Below are 18,009 nucleotides of genomic sequence, written 5' to 3' on the forward strand. Positions count from 1 at the left end.
AACACCTTGTCCGTCAGCTTCAGCCGCAGGAACCAGCGGTAGGCGACGTTGACCTCGATCTCGCGCACCAGCTGCCGCTCCGAGCGCACCCCGAACAGGTAGCCGATGAACAGCGCCTTGAACATCAAGGTCGGATCGAGCGGCGGTCGGCCATTGTCGGCGCAGTAGAGCGGCGCCGTCAGATCGTGGATGAAGGAGAAGTCAATCGCGCGATCAATCTTGCGCAACAGGTGGTCAGCCGGAACCAGCTGATCCAACGTCACCATCTCAAGCGCGGTCTGTTCGGGGGCGGGTCGCTTCAACATGACCCAGTGAATCAAAAACCCCCGGCAAATGCCAGAGGTTTGTCAGCAGTCTGGCGGCGCCTCTCAGCGCCGCTTCCGTCTCGGGAGGGAGACGTCGTCTGCGATGGAGCCCGCGGATTACGCGGCGGCCTTGGCCTCGATCTGCTTGGCCTTGTCCGAAGACTGGGTAATCGCGATCTTGCGCGGCTTCAGCTCCTCGGGAATGTTACGCTTGAGGTCGACGAAGAGCAGGCCGTTCTTCAGCGTGGCGCCTTCCACTTCGACGTGATCGGCCAGCTGGAAGCGGCGCTCGAAGGAGCGGGAGGCGATGCCGCGATAAAGCAGCTCCGAACCCTCGCCGTTGTTCTCTTCCTTGCGCTCGCCCTTGACGGTCAGCACGTTGCGGTGCGCCTCGATCGAGATCTCGTCTTCGGAGAAGCCGGCAACGGCCATCGAGATGCGATAAGCGTTCTCGCCGGTGCGCTCGATATTATAGGGCGGGTAGGTCTGCGCGGTCTCGGGCTGGCCGAGCGAGTCGAGCATGGTGAACAGCCGGTCGAAGCCGACAGTCGAACGATAAAGCGGGGAAAAATCAACGTGACGCATAGGTGTTCTCCTTTGAGCAACATGGTTTGCGTGTGACCGGTGCGAAACCCTCGAAAGGCGTTCCGTATGGGCCAGCGGCCCCGACATCGGCGGCCACAACCTTCATTTGGGAAGCTCAAAAAGCCATTTCAAGGTTTTCTTCGCGGTCGCAATGCGGCCACGTTCATGAACGGTGGATGAACCACCGCTTCGGCATCCGTTCAGTCATGCAGCGCTAGGCTTTGGTCACGTTCGAGCAATTCCAGGAGAAGTGTGAAGCGGTTTTCCGTCCGGAATTGCGTCAAGACACAGAGACAAGCGGCGCCTTTTTCCCTGCGCCGCGACGAGGCCGAACCGGGTGCAACGTCCCTTCCTCCCGGATCGACAGAGGCCGGAAGTGCGCCGCAGGCACTTCCGGCCTTCCCCCTGCGCTGGCAGCCGCGTAAATCCTCGCAACGCCTTTGCTTTTGCCGCCTGGCCGTCTATCACCATGCCGACGCCTCGCCCGTCCGGGCAAAACAGCAACCATCGACGCGCCGAATGACGGATCTTTTCCATCACACAGAGGACAATCCCGCGCCGCAGAATGCCGCAGGCGGCTTCTTCATCACGCGCGACGGCAAGAAGATCCGCTACGGCGTCTTTGCCGCTGTCAGCCGCCCGCTGCAGGGCACGGTGGTTCTGCTGACCGGGCGCAACGAATGCATCGAGAAATATTTCGAGACCATTCGCGATCTCGCCGATCGCGGCTTCAGCGTCGCTGTCCTCGACTGGCGCGGCCAAGGCGATTCCAGCCGCCTGCTGCGCGACCGCCAGCGCGGCTATGTCCGCAGCTTTCGCGACTATACGCGCGACCTCGAGCAATTCTTCGAGGAGATCGTGCTGCCTGACTGCCGCGGCCCTTACTACATCCTCGCCCACTCCACGGGCGCGGTGATTGCGCTGCTTGCCTCGCCATCGATGGTCAACCGCGTGCGCCGCATGGTGCTGCTGACGCCCTTCCTCGCGGTGCCCGACCTGCCGGTTTCGATAAGCACGGTGCGGCGCGTCTGCGCGGTCTTCTGCGCGCTGGGTCTCGGCTGGCTCTATGCCGCGCTCGGTCCGCGGCCGAAAGTGCCGCCGCCTTTCGAAATGAACAAGGTGACCTCGGATCCCGGGCGCTACCGACGCAATGTCGGGATCTACGAGGCCTGGCCGCAGCTCGCGCTCGGCGGCCCGACGATCCGCTGGCTGAAGGCCGCCGCTGCCGCCGCGGAAGCCGTCAGCGATCCGGATTTCATGGCCAGGGTGAAGGTGCCGATGCTGATCGTCGCCGCCGGCGCCGATCGGGTGGTCTCGACCAGGGCGGTGGAAGCCTATGCCAGGAAACTGCGCGTCGGCTCGCTGTTGATGATCGATGGCGCCGAGCACGAAATCCTGCAGGAGAAGGACATCTACCGCGAGCAGCTCCTCGCCGCTTTCGACGCCTTCATTCCGGGCACCGGCGACGCTCCCTGAGCGCGATCGAAATCCTGCGGCGACCAGCCCTTGCCGCTGGGCGCATCAGCCGCGCAGCGCCGCCATCGCCGCCGCGTGAAGCTCGGGCGTCGCCGCTGCCAATACGTCGCCGCCCTTTTCCGCCGGTCCGCCTTCGAAAGTGGTGATGACGCCGCCGGCCTTCTCGATGATCGGGATCAGCGCCACGATGTCGTAGGGCTTCAGGCCCGGGTCGGCGACGATGTCGATGCTGCCCGCGGCCAGCATGGCGAAGGCGTAGCAGTCGGTGCCGTAGCGGGCGAGTTGCACCTTTGTCTCGAACTGGTCGTAACGCTTGCGCGCATCGCCCTTGAACAGGGCCGGCGTGGTCGTGAACAGCGTCGCTTGCGCAAGGTCGGTCGTCTTGCGGGTCGCGAGCCTGCGCGGGCCGCCCGGTCCCTCGTAGTGCGAGCCGGAAGCATTGGCGTAGAACAGCTCGCCGGTGAAAGGTTGCGACATCATGCCGGCGACCGCGTCGCCGTCGACGGTGAACCCGACCAGCGTTCCCCACACCGGGACCCCGGAAATGAAGGCGCGGGTGCCGTCGATCGGGTCGATCACCCAGACATGCCGGCTGGTGAGGTTCTGGCTGCCATGTTCCTCGCCGAGAATGCCGTGCTCGGGATATTCGGCCGAAATCAGCGCCCGGATCGCGCGCTCCGCCTCGCGATCGGCCTCCGTCACCGGATCGAAGCTTCCCGCAAGCTTGTTGGTGACCGCCCCCTGGCTGCGGAAGCGCGGCAAGGTTTCGGCGGCGGCGGCATGCGCGATGCGCCGCATGAAATCGGTGCTGATATCCAAGTCGCTCTCCCCATCCCGGCCTTTGCCAGCCGCTCTTTCTCACGGAACAGGCGCGCTGAAGACCGGCCAGATGCCCGTTTTCTGTTGCCCGAATGTCACATCTGAGCCGCCGAAGCGGAATTTCCACATCATATTGAATTAAAAAAGCCTGCTGTCGATTGACATTTGTGCGGCGCACAATAATTTTGTCATCGGACAGGTTTTCCTGTCCATGCCCTCCTTGGGCGTTTCCTCCCTAGACTTCGACCGTGTCGTGAAAACGATGCGGTCTTTTTTTCGAGCAATTCCAGGAAAAGTGTGAAGCGGTTTTCCGTCCGGAATTGCGTTTATAAGAACTCGGCGCGCCGACCGCGCCGTCATTCCGCCGCGAGCGGCAAATCGACGAAATGATGGTCGGGCATCGACATCAAATCGGCCGAGAAGCGGGTCAGGTTGCAGGCCAAAGCGTCGAAGCCGGCCGATTTCTGGAACGTCCGCTCGTCCATGTAAAGCCCGCGATTGACCTCGATCTGCAGCGCATGCAGATGCCTTGCCGGCCTGCCATAATGCTCGGTGATGAAGCCTCCGGCATAGGGCTTGTTGTGCGCGACCGTGTAGCCCATGCCGACAAGCAGGCTGATGGCCATCTCGGTGAGCGCCGGCGATGCCGAAATGCCGAACCGGTCGCCGATGATGAAGTCGGGCCGCACACCATTGTCGCCGACGCGGATTGAGGCCGGCATCGAATGGCAATCGATAAGCACGGCATAGCCGAACCTGGCATGCGTCCTGGTCAGGAGCCGCTTAAGCGTCTCGTGATAGGGTTTGTACACCGCTTCGACGCGTCCCACCGCCTCGGCCAGCGGCAACCGGCCAGGATAGATATCGAGCCCCTCGCCGACCAGTTTCGGCACCGTGCCGAGCCCGCCGGCGACACGCGCCGAGCGGATGTTGCAGAAGGACGGCACTGGCTCCGCGAACATGCGCGGATCGAGTTCCCAAGGCTCGCGGTTGACGTCGAGATACGCACGCGGAAAATTGGCGGCCAGCAACGGCGCGCCGAGCGCCACGGCGCCGCCGAAGAGCTCCTCGACATAGCAGTCCTCCGACCGGCGAATGGCGTTGCGGTCGAGCCGCGCCATGGCCAGGAACCGCTCCGGATAGTGGCGGCCGCTATGCGGTGAATTGTACAGGAAAGGCACGCGCTGTTCGGCGCCCGATCGGATTTCGAAGGGTGGAATGACCGAAAAATCCTCGGCTGCCGTCTTCAATTTGTACGAACCAGGAAACAGCACTGCATCATGGCATGAAATTGCCATCTTGCGCCCGGCATGTCCAGCATTTCAGGCGGTGAAACCGCGCCTCGAGCTGGATGTCGGATGCCCTTCATTCACTTGATGTTTACCGGCGCGACCGCATATACAGGATGGTTAACGGTCTTGCCCGGCGGCAGGCTTGGGGCGGGTGATTCGGACGGGATATGATGGCACGCATTCTGCTGGCGGAAGACGATGACGATATGCGCCGCTTCCTCGTCAAGGCGCTGGAGCGCGCCGGCTACCAGGTAAGCGATTTCGACAATGGCGCCAGTGCCTATGAGCGGCTGCGCGAGGAACCTTTTTCGCTGCTCCTGACCGACATCGTCATGCCGGAGATGGATGGCATCGAGCTCGCCCGCCGCGCCACCGAGATCGATCCGGACCTCAAGGTGATGTTCATCACCGGCTTTGCCGCGGTCGCGCTCAATCCCGATTCCAAGGCACCCAAGGACGCCAAGGTGCTGTCGAAGCCCTTCCATCTGCGCGATCTCGTCAACGAGGTCGAGAAGATGCTGCAGGCGGCCTGAGCCGTCTTCTGGTTCGCATTGAGGCCCCATCGGCAGGCGCTTCGCCGATGCGACAAACGGAAGCCGTCTTTCCACATTCCCGCTATTGACGCGCCGGATCAAAAGTGGTGTATGCGCGGCTTCGGATGGGCGTGTAGCTCAGCGGGAGAGCACTGCATTGACATTGCAGGGGTCACAAGTTCAATCCTTGTCACGCCCACCATCCTCCAATAACTTCGCCGATCTCCGCCACTAGACCCCGAGCACACCGGCTAGGAGCATTGCAGCCACTGGTCGCGCCCGGTGGCGACGTGAGCAGGCGGCGTCTTAATATTTGTGAAAGTGCACGCAGCCGTGCTGCGATGGATTCCCCTCGCTGAACAGCCCGTAGGCCTCTGTCGGCGGGATTTCTGTTGCGCGGCCTAATTTCATTAGTTGTCACTAAAATCATTGATGCAGAAACCTGCCAATTGGCGCATAATATTCGCCTGCCCCGCGCAGCAATCCGGGGTAAGGGCCCGGCCTGTCTGCCCTAGTCCCCCGACTTCCCGCAGGCCGGGTATCGTATGTCTGGCCAGCTAATTCAGCCTGGGCGCCTTGTCGGCAACGAAGGGCGCCAGCGCGTCGGAGCAGCGCAAGAGCTGCACGCCTTCCCCATAGAGCGGCCCGACAGTTCCGCGTTGGGGTTTGCGTTGGGTTGAACCGCCGGGCCTAACCGACTCGGTAAGGGTGAGTCGGCCAAAGAGAAGGCTAAATTAGCATCCATGCATTGATATAGATTTCTATGCCTTTCCACTGGTTTCGTTGGCCGGATACGCGGCTTGCGCAATGTTGCTCAATCATATGACAGGGCTCGTCTGAACTAAGGCGGCAAGAGCAGCACGGCCATGAGAGCGTTTGCTGCCATCCCGATCATAATCGCGCTGCCGGTAGCGCCAAACTGCGATGGCGAGCATCACGGCGCCGATGGCGGCGATGTAGGTTGAGACGGGATCGATAGCGTTCAAGGTGCGTCCGCGGCGATGGTGAACGGGCGGGTGGTGGCCGTGGTGCCCTCCGAGGGAACGCGAATTGCGCTACTCAACCTTCACGTTGATCGTGATGCTGTAGGATGCGCCATCGTATGTGTGTACCGACAGGGCGATCTGGTCATGGCCTTTGAACCCTGACATGGACTGGTACAGCACCTTTATGCCGTCCACCTTACGGAAATTGCATTTCCATCGAATGTTGCTTTTGGTGAAGTGAGGAAACGTCTTCGCGTTGACGATGGAGATTTTCCCGTGACTCGGTCCGGAAACCGCCTTCAGATCGACCGGGCCCGCGTTCGAGCAGTCGGGGTTAACGCTAGCTCCGTCGTAGACTTTGATTTCCTTCCCCGAAAGCGCTGTCCTTTCGAGGGTTTTCGAGTTCCCCCATGCGGCGGCCTGGCCTCCGCCAAGTCCCAAAAAAATAAGCGCGATCCCAACAGCAGTAACGCGGTAGCCCATCTTTGTTGCCCCTTCGTTGAAGTAGATATCCCGAGTGTTCTAGAGGCGCCCCGGCAAAACACCATGTGTCGTGCTATCAAATGACCGTTATTGGCGAAGAATTCGATAACCGCTCGATTGAGTATCATATTTTGCCGGCCCGCCGAAACGGCACCTTTTCCTTTGGCTGACACACAGGGAAGATCGCACTCTCTGGCACAGGAACGGCACAGATATTTCGAATGTTTTTGCTCTGTTCACGTTCATTTAGGGCTCATTTCGCAATGAAATCAGAGAACGAACTGCATTGACATTGCAGGGGTCACAAGTTCAATCCTTGTCACGCCTTCCGAATAACTTAGTCAAGCCATCTGGCGGAGAACACTCCGGCGGCACAACTACTCGAGATCTCCTTCGAACATCACGAGCACGCGGTTCGACGCCTTGAGCGCGAAGCGCATGGCTTCCTCATAGTCCGGGTCCGCGTAACAGGCCTTGGCGATCTCCAGCGACGGAAATTCCACAAGGACCATGCGCTTGGCATCGCGCGCCTCGACGAGCAGAGGCGGCTGCTTTGTCGTGTTGGTTCGTGCCTGGTATTTTTCGCCGATCGGCATCCAGAGGCGGCTGTACTCGGCCTGCGCCTCCTGGTCTGAGCCAGTATCCCTTTACGCTGAACCGCTCCCTGATGATTGCCGGCCTACACCATGAACTCGCCGATTGAACGCGTCTCGTTCGGATCGATCGCCGATCTTGGCAGCCGCCGCGATCGCCGCATTGCCGCGCTCATCCTGAATTCGGCAAGCGAATACGATTTATCGGCGGAACGCAAATCCCCCGCGCGGGGGATGGGCTCAGATGCCCGACATCGCCAGCAGGGTCTTCATCCTGGCGGTCGCAAGATCGGGGTCTGCCAGCAGGCCGGCCTGGTCGGAGAGCCGGAAGACCTCCGCGTAATGGCATATGCCGCGCGCCGACTGCATGCCGCCGATCATGGTGAAATGGTCCTGGTGCCCGTTCAGCCATGCCATGAAGACGATGCCGGCCTTGTAGTATTCGGTCGGCGCCTCGAAGATCTTGCGCGACAGCGGCACGGTCGGCGCCATCAGCGCGTCGTAACGAGCCTTGTCACCGTCTGCCAGCTTCGCCAGCGCGGCATTTGCCACCGGCGCGATGGCGTCGAAGATGCCGAGCAGCGCGTGCGAGTGTTTCCTGCCGTCGCCGGCGATCAGTTCCGGATAATTGAAATCGTCGCCGGTGAACATCACCACCCCGCCGGGCAGCCGGTCGCGCAGCAGCACTTCCTTCTGCGCATCGAGCAGCGATATCTTGATGCCCTCGACCTTGCCCGCATGCCGCTCGATGATGGCGACGACCGTGTCGAGCGCCGCGTCGAAATCGTTGCTGCCCCAGTAGCCCTTAAGCGCTGGATCGAACATGTCGCCCAGCCAATGCAGGATGACCTTGCCGGACGCCTGGGAGAGCATACGGTCGTAGACGCGGGCATAATCGTCAGGCCCCTTGGCCACCGCCGCCAGAGCGCGGCTCGCCATCATGATCGCCTTGCCGCCCTCGCCTTCGATGAAGGCGAACTGGTCTTCATAGGCGCGGATGACGTCGTCGACCGTCTTGGCCGCAGCCGGCGCCAGATGATCTGTCCCCGCCCCCGATGCGAGGTCGGCGCCCGGCACCGTTTTAGCCTCCGCGATCGAGCGTCGGATCAGTTCCTTCGCGCTCGCCCAGTCGAAACCCATGCCGCGCTGGGACGTGTCCATGGCCTCGGCGATGCGGAAGCCGAGCCGCCACAGATGATGGCGAAACGCCATCGTCCTGTCCCAGTCGACCGCTGGCCGAGACCAGGGATTGGTCATGGCGATGGGATCGGCAACGACATGGGCGGCGGCATAGGCGATGCGTGAAAATCGCGCGCCCATGCTCGGTTCGACCGGTTTGCCGACGAGCCGGTAGCTGACCCGGCCGCGGTTTGCCGCAGGCAAGATGATGTCCATGGAACTCTCCCGTTGCGGCCGCTATAAATGGAACGTTCCAATAAATCAAGAACCTTTATGATTCAAGGCGCCCCAGCCGGTGAAGCATCGTGTCTCTAGAGGATAATCCTTGCATTCATTGAGATTTTGAACCGCTCCAATCAATTTTTTGAATCTTATCGGAATCGCAATTGACTCTGATTTCGAACGATGATTAGAACGTTCCAATAAATTCGTTCAAAAAACACGGAGGACGGGACGAGGATGGCCAGCCGGGCCAAGGCAACGATCCTGGACATCGCCCGCGAGGCCGGCGTGTCCAAATCGACGGTGTCGCTCGTGCTGCAGGGCAGCGGGCTGATCCGGCCTGAAACCGCGACCAAGGTGCGCAAGGCGATCGAGGATGTCGGCTATGTCTACAACCGCGGCGCCGCCAATCTGCGCAAGGCCCATTCCAACGTCATCGGCATGGTGATCAACGATCTCACCAACCCGTTCTTCGCCGAGCTTGCCGTTGGCATGGAGCGCGTCTTCCAGGCGGCGGGCGTCGTCCCCTTCATTGCCAACACGGCGGAAAACCCGGTGCGCCAGGAAGAGGTGCTGAAATCGCTGATGGAGCAGGGTGTCGCCGGACTGATCGTCTCGCCGGCGCGCGGCACCACGCCGGGCGCCTTCCGCCGCATCGAGACGGCCGGAGTGCCGATCGTCTTTGCCATGCGCCGCCTGCCCGACAGCCGCATCCCGGTGATCGCGCCGGACAATCATCGCGGCGCGGTGCTTGCCACCGAGCATCTGATCCGCAAGGGCCATCGCCGCCTGGCGTTCTTCGGCGGCTCGTCCGATCTCGTCGTCTATCACGAGCGCCTGGGCGGCTTCCTCGAGGCTTGCGAAACGATCGGCATTCCGGCCTCCGACCGGCTGATCGTCGAGGGCGAGACCAGCCGCAAGGGAGGCATGGCCTGCCTGGAGACGGCGCTCGCCGCGGCCGAACCGCCAACTGCGGCACTCTGCTTCAACGACGCGGTCGCCTTCGGCGCCATGCTGGCGCTGCGTCGTCGCAATCTGGAAGCAGGAGCGGACTTTGCCGTCGTCGGCTTCGACGACGTCGCCGAGGCCGAGCACTACAGTCCGGCGCTGACCAGCGTTGCCGTCGACACAGCGGGTCTCGGCGAACGCGCGGCCCACGTCATGCTGAAGATGATTCAGTCGCGCACCACGCGCGCCGAGGACCATATCGGCGCCGTCAGCCTGGTTGTGCGGGAAAGCAGCGGCCCGGAACGCAACAGCCAGGTGGGAGACGCGGCATGAGCGTGCGATGGGGATTGATCGGCGCGAGCACGATCGCCAGACAGTTCGTGATCGACGCCATCCGCGCGCAGGTCGATGGCGAGGTCGCCGCCGTGATGAGCTCGAATCCCGAGCGCGCCAAGACCTATGCCGGCGAGAACGGCATTCCGACCGCCGTCTCGACCCTCGACGCGCTGCTCGACGCCGACATCGACGCCGTCTATATCTCGACCACCAACGAACTGCATCTCGAGCAGGGTCTTGCCGCAATCAAGGCCGGCAAGCATGTGCTGTGCGAAAAGCCGCTGGCGCTGACCAGCGCCGATGCCCGCAAGATGGTTGCGGCAGCCAAGGCCGCCGGCATCGTCTTCGGCACCAACCACCATTTGCGCAACGCCGGCGCCCATCGCGCCATGCGCGAGGCGATTGCCGCCGGTCGTATCGGCAAACCGGTCGCGGCGCGCGTCTTCCACTCCGTCTACCTGCCGGAGAACCTGCAGGGCTGGCGCATCGCCAAACCCGAGGCCGGCGGCGGCGTGGTGCTCGACATCACCGTGCATGATGCCGACACGCTGCGCTTCGTGCTCGGCGACGATCCTGTCGAAATTTCGGCCTTCACGCAGTCGGCAGGCATGGCCGGCGGCGGCCTGGAGGACGGTGCCATGTGCATCTGGCGCTTCAAGTCGGGTGTCATCGCGCAGTCGCATGAAGGCTTCACGACAAAATTCGCCGGCACCGGCTTCGAGGTGCATGGCTCGGAAGGCTCCCTGATCGCCACCAATGTGATGACACAGAAGCCGGTCGGCTCGGTGCTGCTGCGCACGGCCAAGGGCGAAGAAGAATTGAGCTTCGACCGCGAGGACCTCTACGCCCGCTCGCTGCGCCAGTTCCATGCCGCGATCCGCGGCGAAGGCCAGCCTTCGGCCACCGGCGAGGACGGCATCTGGTCGCTGGCCTCCGCCGAAGCGGCTTTGCAGTCGGCGAAGACCGGCAAGACTGTTTCGATCGATCCGAAACTCGGGAGCGGAAATTGAGCAAGGTTGTTTCCGCGGCCCAGGCCGCCAGCCTGATCAAGGACGGCATGATCGTCTCGGTGTCGTCGTCGAGCGGCCTTGGCTGCCCGGACGCCGTGCTTGCCGCGATCGGCGAGCGTTTCGACGCGGAGGGCCATCCGAAGGCGATCACCACGCTGCACCCGATCGCCGCCGGCGACATGTACGGCATCAAGGGCATCGACCATCTCGCCAAGCCGGGTCTGTTGAAACGCACGCTTTGCGGCTCCTATCCGTCCGGCCCCTCCTCCGCCGAGCCGCCGCGGATCTGGAAGATGATCGGCGACAATTCCGTCGCCGCCTACAACGTGCCCTCCGGCATCCTCTTCGACATGCATCGCGAGGCCGCCGCCAAGCGCCCGGGCGTGCTGACCAAGGTCGGCCTCGACACGTTTGCCGATCCACGTCACCAGGGCTGCGCCATGAATGCGGCGGCCAGCGAGCCGATCGTCTCGGTTAAGCAATTCGACGGCGAGGAATGGCTCTATTTCCGCGCTATCGTTCCCAACATCTCGATCATTCGCGCCACCACGGCCGACGAACGCGGCAACCTGACCTACGAGCATGAGGGCGCCTATCTCGGCGGCCTGGAGCAGGCGCTGGCGGCCCGCAACAATGGCGGCATCGTCATCGCGCAGGTCAAGCGCGTGGTCGAGAACGGCACGCTGAAGCCGCATGACGTGCGCGTGCCGGGCGTTCTGGTCGACCATATCGTCATTGCGCCCGACCAGCTGCAGACGACGCAGACCCCTTACGATCCGGCGATCTCGGGCGAAATCTTCCGACCGCTGTCGAGCTTCCGCAACGCCGAGATGAACGTGCAGAAGGTGATCGCGCGCCGCGTCGCCATGGAATTGCGCGACGGCATGGCGGTCAACATCGGCTTCGGCATCTCGGCCAACGTGCCGCGCATCCTTCTCGAAGAAGGCCAGCACGGCAAGGTCACCTGGGTGATCGAGCAGGGCGCGGTCGGCGGCGTGCCGCTGCTCGACTTCAAGTTCGGCTGCGCCTCCAACGCCGAGGCGATTATGCCTTCGCCGCACCAGTTCATCTACTTCCAGGCCGGCGGCTTCGACGCCTCGCTGCTCTCCTTCCTGCAGATCGACCGCCACGGCTCGGTCAACGTCTCGAAGCTTTCGGCAAGGCCGCATGTCACCGCTGGCGCCGGCGGCTTCGTCGACATCACGGCGCGGGCGAAGAAGATCGTCTTTTCCGGCTTCTTCAATGCCGGCGCCAAGCTCTCGCTGGCCAATGGTGCGATCCGCATCGACCAGGAAGGCAAGGTCAAGAAGGTTGTCGAGGAGGTCGAGCACATCTCCTTCTCCGGAAAACGCGCCGTCGCGCAAGGCCAGGACATCACCTATGTCACCGAACGCTGCGTGATGAAGCTGACCCCCGACGGCCTGATGGTGACGGAGTTGGCGCCCGGCATCGACCTCGAGCGCGACGTGCTGGCGCAGGCCGAGATCCCGCTCGCCGTCGCCAACGACCTCAAGGTCACGCCTGCGGCGCTCTATCAGGACCGGCCGATCGGCCTGTCGCTCAATGGCGGCGCTTCGCTCGGAGGTGCGCATGGCTGAGCATCTCGTCACCTTCGAACAGAACGGCGCCGTCGGCATCATCACACTGCGGCGGCCGGATAAATTCAACGCGCTCGACATCCCGATGCTGCGTGCGCTCGAAGCAGCGCTTGACGAAGCGGAACTGGCCGAGGGCGTTCGCGCCGTGCTCATCGGTGGCGATGGCAAGGGCTTTTGCGCCGGCGGCGACGTCGAGGCCTGGGGGACGATGAGCGCGGCCGATTTCCAGGTGCAATGGGTCCGCTACGGCCACCGCGTCTTCGACCGGCTGGCGCGCCTGCGGCAGCCGTCCATCGCGGTGCTGTCCGGCCATGCGCTGGGCGGCGGGCTGGAACTGGCGGCGGCCTGCGATTTCCGCGTCGCCGAAACCCAGGTGAAGCTGGGCTTCCCGGAAACCTCCATCGGCGTCGTGCCCGGTTGGTCCGGCACGCAGCGCGCCGTGCGCCGCTTTGGCGCGCAAGTGGTGCGGCGCATGGCGCTGGGTGGCGAGATTTTGCTGGCCTCTGACGCGCTTGCGCTCGGCGTCGTAGACCGTGTCGTAGAAACCGGCAAGGCGTTCGACGAAGCGAAAGCTTGGGGAGAAAAAATCGCCGAGCGCGGGCCGCTGGCAACCGAGGCCGCCAAGCTGATGATCGGCATTGCCGAGGGCGAGGAAAACGCCGCCGCGACCGAGGCGCTGGCCAGTGGTTTCATAGCGCTCACCGCCGACCTGAAAACCGGCGTTAGCGCCTTCAAGGCCAAGCAGAAACCGGCCTTTTCGAGATCCTAGAGAAGAGACGATGAACGCACCGCTCAACATTGCCATGCCGGCCGAGGCGTCCCAGGCGCCCAAGACCTACAAGCTCCTGATTGACGGCAAGCATATCGAAGCGCGCGATGGCCGCGCGATCGAGCGCGCCAGCCCCGGCCATGGCTTTGTCGTGTCCCGCTATGCGCAAGCAGGCGCAGCGGACGTCGAGGCTGCGGTTCAGGCGGCGCACAAGGCGTTCGAAACCGGCCCGTGGCCGCGCATGAAAGCATCGGAACGCGCGGCGGTTCTGCTGAAGACGGCCGACCTGATCGAGACTCGGCTGGAAGAGATCGCCCGCCTCGATGCGCTGGAATCCGGCAAGCCGATCGCCCAGGCGCGCGGCGAGATCGGCGGCGCGATCGACATCTGGCGCTATGCCGCCTCGCTCGCCCGCACGCTGCATGGCGAAAGCTACGCCAATCTCGGCGACGATATGCTGGGCGTCGTGCTGCGCGAGCCGATCGGCGTCGTCTCGATCATCACGCCGTGGAATTTCCCTTTCCTGATCGTCAGCCAGAAGCTGCCCTTCGCGCTCGCCGCCGGCTGCACGGCGGTGGTGAAGCCGAGCGAGATGACGTCGGCCTCGACCTTCGTGCTCGGCGACATCCTGCTCGAGGCAGGGCTTCCTGCAGGCGTCGTCAACATCCTTGCCGGCTTCGGCGCCGATGTCGGCGCGCCGATGGTCAGCCATCCGCTGGTCGAGATGGTATCCTTCACCGGCTCGACCCGTGTCGGCAAGATGACCATGGCCGCCGCTTCCGATTCCTTGAAGAAGGTCTCGATGGAGCTCGGCGGCAAGAATGGCCAGATCGTCTTCCCCGACGCCGACCTCGAAGCCGCGGCGGATGCCGCGGTGTTCGGCGGCTTCTTCAACGCCGGCGAATGCTGCAATGCCGGCAGCCGCCTGATCGTGCATGAGGCGATTGCCGACGACTTCCTCAACGCGGTCAAGGCGCTGTCCCAGAAGGTCCGCGTCGGCGATCCGCTCGACGACCGCACCAAGGTCGGCGCGATGATCTCGGCCGATCATGTGGAAAAGGTAGCCGGCTATGTAACGGCGGCGAAAACCCACGGCGGCAACGTTTTCACCGGCGGCGCCCGGCTTGCATCCAATGCCGGCCAATATCTCGATCCGACCATCATCCGTAACGTTACAGAGGATATGGCGATCGCGCGCGAGGAAGTGTTCGGGCCGGTGCTGTCCGTGCTCACTTTTGAAACGATTGAAAAGGCATTGCACATTGCCAACAACACGCCCTATGGTTTGTCTGCAGGGGTGTGGAGCGCCGGCGTCGACACGTGCATGTCGGTGGCGCGCGGTGTGCGTTCGGGGACGGTTTGGGTGAATACGTTCATGGAAGGTTATCCCGAACTGCCCTTCGGCGGCTACAAGCAGTCCGGTCTGGGACGCGAACTCGGCAAGCGCGCAGTCGAGGACTATACCGAGGAAAAGACCATCCAGTTTCATCGCGGCCAGCGCACCGGGTGGTGGGTCGGCTGAGTTGGGAGACCCCGGCGGACACCCGCCGGTTATGTGTATGCAACAAGGGAGGTAGTACATGTTGCGCAAACTGCTTATCGGAACGGCTCTTGCGACGAGCTTTGCGTTCTCGGCGCATGCCGCGGACGTCAAGGAAGTGCAGATGCTGCATTGGTGGACGTCGGGCGGCGAAGCGGCTGCTCTGAACGTGCTGAAGCAGGATCTGGCCAAGGAAGGCTATGCCTGGAAGGACGTGCCGGTGGCCGGCGGCGGCGGCGACGCCGCCATGACCGCGCTGAAGGCGATGGTCGCGGCCGGCAACTATCCGACCGCATCGCAGATGCTCGGCTACACCGTGCTCGACTATGCCGCCGCCGGCGTCATGGGCGACCTGACCGAGACCGCCAAGAAGGAAGGCTGGGACAAGTCGGTTCCGGCCGCCCTGCAGAAGTTCTCCGTCTATGACGGCAAATGGGTCGCGGCTCCGGTCAACGTCCACTCGGTCAACTGGCTGTGGATCAACAAGGCGGTGATGGACAAGATCGGCGGCACCGAGCCGAAGACATTCGACGACTTCGTGGCCCTGCTCGACAAGGCCAAGGCGGCCGGCGTCACCCCGCTGGCACTCGGCGGCCAGAACTGGCAGGAAGCCACCATGTTCGACTCCGTCGTGCTGTCGACCGGCGGTCCGGAGTTCTACAAGAAGGCGATGAACGACCTCGATGAAGAGTCGCTCAAGTCCGACACGATGAAGAAGTCGTTCGACAACCTCGCCAAGCTGGTCACCTATGTCGACCCGAACTTCTCGGGCCGCGACTGGAACCTCGCCACCGCCATGGTAATCAAGGGCGACGCGCTGGTTCAGGTCATGGGCGACTGGGCCAAGGGCGAGTTCCACGCCGCCAACAAGACCCCGGGCACCGACTTCCTCTGCTATCGGTTCCCGGGCACCGACGGCTCGGTGATCTACAACTCCGACATGTTCGGCATGTTCAACGTTCCGGACGACCGCAAGGCCGCCCAGGTCGCTCTGGCCACTGCCACCCTGTCGAAGAGCTTCCAGTCGGCCTTCAACGTGGTGAAGGGTTCTGTCCCGGCCCGCACCGACGTGCCGGACACCGACTTCGACGCTTGCGGCAAGAAGGGCATCGCCGACCTGAAGAAGGCCAATGAAGGCGGCACGTTGTTCGGCTCGCTGGCGCAGGGCTACGGCGCCCCGCCGGCCGTCGCCAACGCCTACAAGGATGTCGTGTCGAAGTTCGTCCATGGTCAGATCAAGACCTCCGACGAAGCCGTGACCGAGCTGGTCAAGGCGATCGACGACGCAAAGTAAGCGTGCCTTGAACTGAGCCTCCCCTGCCCTGGCGGGGGAGGTCTCCTACCGAAGCAAGGTCCGGGATTGCTCGGGCTGGCGCGGTTCGCGCCGGTCGGTCCCGTGACAAACCGGTACTGGACAAGCCGATGAGCACAGTTGCCGAAACCCAGATCAAGCTGACACCGGAGCACGACGCCCGACCTGGCGCGTCGGTCCGTTCGCGGCTGCAGGACCTGCTGCCGAAGATCGTGTTGGCGCCAAGCTTCGCGGCGACGATCGTCTTCGTCTACGGCTTCATCCTGTGGACGATCTATCTGTCCTTCACCAATTCCAAGACCTTCCCGTCCTATGCCATCACCGGCCCCCGCGCCTATCAGCGGCTATGGCGCTGGACCTTCGAGAGCGACCCGCCGTCGAGCTGGTACACCTCGATCACCAATATGGGCATCTTCGGCTTCCTTTATATCGGAATCTGCCTGGCGCTCGGCCTGTTCCTGGCCATTCTGCTCGACCAGAAGATCCGCGGCGAAGGTGTCTTGAGGCCGATCTACCTCTACCCGATGGCGCTCTCCTTCATCGTCACCGGCGTCGCCTGGAAGTGGTTCCTCGACCCTGGCCTCGGGCTGGAGCAGACGCTGCATCAATGGGGCTGGACGAGCTTCCATTTCGACTGGATCAAGAACAAGGATTTCGTCATCTACACGGTGGTGATCGCCGGCGTCTGGCAGGCTTCCGGCTTCGTCATGGCGATGTTCCTGGCCGGGCTTCGCGGCATCGATGGCGAGATCATGAAGGCGGCGCAGATCGACGGCGCATCCACCTTCCAGCTCTACCGCCGCATCGTCATTCCGCTGCTGCGGCCCGTCTTCCTGTCGGCCTTCATCGTGCTCGCGCACCTCGCCATCAAGTCCTATGACTTGGTGGTGGCGCTGACCAGCGGCGGCCCCGGCGGCTCGGCCTGGCTGCCCTCCAACTTCATGTATGAGTTCACCTTCAAGCGCAACGAAATGGCGGTCGGCTCGGCAAGCGCGGTGATCATGCTGATGACCATCACGGCCATCATCGTTCCGTACCTCTACTCCGAGCTCAGGGAGAAGTCGCGATGAGCGCCGTCACTTCACCCGCCCGCCAGGCCACAAGCGGCGTCCGTGCCAGAACGTTCAACCGCATCGTGATCTACGGGCTGCTCGCTCTGTTCGCGATCTTCTATTTGATGCCGCTCTTCGTCATGCTAGTCACCTCGTTCAAGACCATGGACGAGATCCAGAACGGCAACATGCTGTCGCTGCCGCATGCGCCGACCTTCGCACCATGGATAAAGGCATGGAGCGAAGTTTGCTCGGGCCTGACTTGCGTCGGCATGAAGGGCTACTTCTGGAACTCCATCAAGATGGTCGTGCCGGCGGTGCTGATCTCGACGCTGCTTGGCGCACTCAACGGTTATGTGCTGACCAAATGGCGCTTCCGCGGCCACACCCTGGTCTTCGCCATGATGCTGTTCGCCTGCTTCATTCCATTCCAGTCGGTGCTGTTGCCGATGGCGACGATTCTGGGCAGCCTTGGCCGCTTCGGTGTCACCCTGCAGAACGCCACCGGCTTTAATTTCGGCCTCGGCAATTCGACCGTCAATCTCGTCTTCGTCCACGTGGTCTACGGCCTCGGCTTCACCACGCTCTTCTTTCGCAACTACTACGAGGCCTTCCCAACCGAGTTGATCAAGGCGGCACAGGTCGACGGCGCCTCCTTCTTCCAGATATTTCGGCGCATCATGCTGCCCAATTCGCTGCCGATCATCGTTGTGACGGTGATCTACCAGTTCACCAACATCTGGAATGACTTCCTGTTCGCCTCCGCCTATGCCGGGTCCGGCGACGTGATGCCGATGACGGTGGCGCTGAACAATGTCGTCAACACTTCGACCGGCGTCGTCGAATACAACGTCAACATGGCGGCGGCGATGATTGCCGCGCTCCCCACCCTGATCGTCTATGTCGTCGCCGGCCGCTATTTCGTGCGCGGGCTGATGGCGGGCGCGGTCAAGGGCTGACCCTATTTTCTG

The 18,009-nt window shown here is 62.9% G+C and carries 17 protein-coding genes, 1 tRNA gene and 1 pseudogene; 11 read left to right on the top strand and 8 right to left on the bottom strand.

Going from position 1 to position 18,009, the window contains the following annotated elements; all coding sequences use genetic code 11:
- Together FJW07_RS24620 and FJW07_RS24625 are read right to left on the bottom strand one after the other, a co-directional pair.
- Window positions 1-305 (bottom strand): transposase (locus FJW07_RS24620; RefSeq protein WP_140859114.1); only part of this gene is annotated, 305 nt, incomplete at its 3' end.
- A 117-nt stretch (window positions 306-422) separates the two neighbouring features.
- Complete coding sequence (locus FJW07_RS24625; RefSeq protein WP_140642283.1) at window positions 423-890, bottom strand: Hsp20 family protein; 468 nt, start codon at window positions 888-890, stop codon at window positions 423-425.
- Window positions 891-1,409: 519 nt separating this feature from the next.
- Between FJW07_RS24625 and FJW07_RS24630 the strand changes: the two genes are divergently transcribed.
- Window positions 1,410-2,366 (top strand): alpha/beta hydrolase, encoded by a 957-nt coding sequence (locus FJW07_RS24630; RefSeq protein ID WP_140642286.1) that lies wholly within the window; start codon window positions 1,410-1,412, stop codon window positions 2,364-2,366.
- Window positions 2,367-2,411: 45 nt separating this feature from the next.
- Here the strand turns inward: FJW07_RS24630 and hisN are convergent, their stop codons facing one another.
- The gene (gene hisN / locus FJW07_RS24635) at window positions 2,412-3,185 is read right to left on the bottom strand and encodes a histidinol-phosphatase (RefSeq protein WP_140859115.1); all 774 of its coding nucleotides are present in this window, start codon (window positions 3,183-3,185) and stop codon (window positions 2,412-2,414) included.
- 356 nt (window positions 3,186-3,541) lie between these two features.
- The gene (locus tag FJW07_RS24640; RefSeq protein ID WP_140859116.1) at window positions 3,542-4,483 is read right to left on the bottom strand and encodes an N-formylglutamate amidohydrolase; all 942 of its coding nucleotides are present in this window, start codon (window positions 4,481-4,483) and stop codon (window positions 3,542-3,544) included.
- Window positions 4,484-4,647: 164 nt separating this feature from the next.
- On the opposite strand from FJW07_RS24640, the gene FJW07_RS24645 reads away from it, so the two are divergent.
- A complete protein-coding gene (locus FJW07_RS24645) occupies window positions 4,648-5,010 on the top strand; it encodes a response regulator (protein ID WP_006199474.1) in 363 nt (120 codons plus the stop codon).
- A 127-nt stretch (window positions 5,011-5,137) separates the two neighbouring features.
- A tRNA-Val gene (locus tag FJW07_RS24650) sits at window positions 5,138-5,212 on the top strand.
- A gap of 616 nt (window positions 5,213-5,828) precedes the next feature.
- Here the strand turns inward: FJW07_RS24650 and FJW07_RS31800 are convergent.
- The 4 genes and pseudogenes from FJW07_RS31800 to FJW07_RS24665 form a co-directional block, all read right to left on the bottom strand.
- Window positions 5,829-5,996, bottom strand: coding sequence for a hypothetical protein (locus FJW07_RS31800; protein WP_181175468.1), 168 nt, complete (start codon window positions 5,994-5,996; stop codon window positions 5,829-5,831).
- Window positions 5,997-6,065: 69 nt separating this feature from the next.
- Complete coding sequence (locus FJW07_RS24655; RefSeq protein ID WP_140859117.1) at window positions 6,066-6,479, bottom strand: hypothetical protein; 414 nt, start codon at window positions 6,477-6,479, stop codon at window positions 6,066-6,068.
- Between the two features lie 377 nt (window positions 6,480-6,856).
- A pseudogene (locus FJW07_RS24660) lies at window positions 6,857-7,102 on the bottom strand (DUF1330 domain-containing protein); the annotation flags it as partial.
- Between the two features lie 210 nt (window positions 7,103-7,312).
- The gene (locus tag FJW07_RS24665; protein WP_140859119.1) at window positions 7,313-8,467 is read right to left on the bottom strand and encodes a dihydrodipicolinate synthase family protein; all 1,155 of its coding nucleotides are present in this window, start codon (window positions 8,465-8,467) and stop codon (window positions 7,313-7,315) included.
- A 243-nt stretch (window positions 8,468-8,710) separates the two neighbouring features.
- On the opposite strand from FJW07_RS24665, the gene FJW07_RS24670 reads away from it, so the two are divergent.
- The 8 genes from FJW07_RS24670 (at window position 8,711) to FJW07_RS24705 (ending at window position 17,997) form a co-directional block, all read left to right on the top strand.
- Window positions 8,711-9,754 carry a LacI family DNA-binding transcriptional regulator gene (locus tag FJW07_RS24670; RefSeq protein ID WP_140642298.1) on the top strand — a complete coding sequence of 348 codons (1,044 nt, stop codon included), beginning with the start codon at window positions 8,711-8,713 and terminating at the stop codon, window positions 9,752-9,754.
- Window positions 9,751-10,767: a Gfo/Idh/MocA family oxidoreductase gene (locus FJW07_RS24675; protein WP_140859120.1), complete on the top strand. Its 1,017-nt coding sequence runs from the start codon at window positions 9,751-9,753 to the stop codon at window positions 10,765-10,767. Before FJW07_RS24670 ends, FJW07_RS24675 begins: the two co-directional genes overlap by 4 nt.
- Window positions 10,764-12,365: an acyl CoA:acetate/3-ketoacid CoA transferase gene (locus FJW07_RS24680; RefSeq protein ID WP_140859121.1), complete on the top strand. Its 1,602-nt coding sequence runs from the start codon at window positions 10,764-10,766 to the stop codon at window positions 12,363-12,365. Before FJW07_RS24675 ends, FJW07_RS24680 begins: the two co-directional genes overlap by 4 nt.
- Window positions 12,358-13,134 (top strand): enoyl-CoA hydratase/isomerase family protein, encoded by a 777-nt coding sequence (locus tag FJW07_RS24685; RefSeq protein WP_140859122.1) that lies wholly within the window; start codon window positions 12,358-12,360, stop codon window positions 13,132-13,134. Before FJW07_RS24680 ends, FJW07_RS24685 begins: the two co-directional genes overlap by 8 nt.
- Before the next feature lie 10 nt (window positions 13,135-13,144).
- The gene (locus tag FJW07_RS24690) at window positions 13,145-14,656 is read left to right on the top strand and encodes an aldehyde dehydrogenase family protein (RefSeq protein WP_140859123.1); all 1,512 of its coding nucleotides are present in this window, start codon (window positions 13,145-13,147) and stop codon (window positions 14,654-14,656) included.
- A gap of 58 nt (window positions 14,657-14,714) precedes the next feature.
- Window positions 14,715-15,968, top strand: coding sequence for an ABC transporter substrate-binding protein (locus FJW07_RS24695; RefSeq protein WP_140642310.1), 1,254 nt, complete (start codon window positions 14,715-14,717; stop codon window positions 15,966-15,968).
- A gap of 128 nt (window positions 15,969-16,096) precedes the next feature.
- The gene (locus FJW07_RS24700; RefSeq protein WP_140642312.1) at window positions 16,097-17,056 is read left to right on the top strand and encodes a sugar ABC transporter permease; all 960 of its coding nucleotides are present in this window, start codon (window positions 16,097-16,099) and stop codon (window positions 17,054-17,056) included.
- A complete protein-coding gene (locus FJW07_RS24705; RefSeq protein ID WP_140642314.1) occupies window positions 17,053-17,997 on the top strand; it encodes a carbohydrate ABC transporter permease in 945 nt (314 codons plus the stop codon). Before FJW07_RS24700 ends, FJW07_RS24705 begins: the two co-directional genes overlap by 4 nt.
- The last annotated feature ends 12 nt before the right edge of the window (window positions 17,998-18,009 follow it).

The sequence above is a fragment of the Mesorhizobium sp. B3-1-9 genome, assembly GCF_006439595.1.
In the GTDB taxonomy this organism is placed as follows: Bacteria; Pseudomonadota; Alphaproteobacteria; order Rhizobiales; family Rhizobiaceae; genus Mesorhizobium.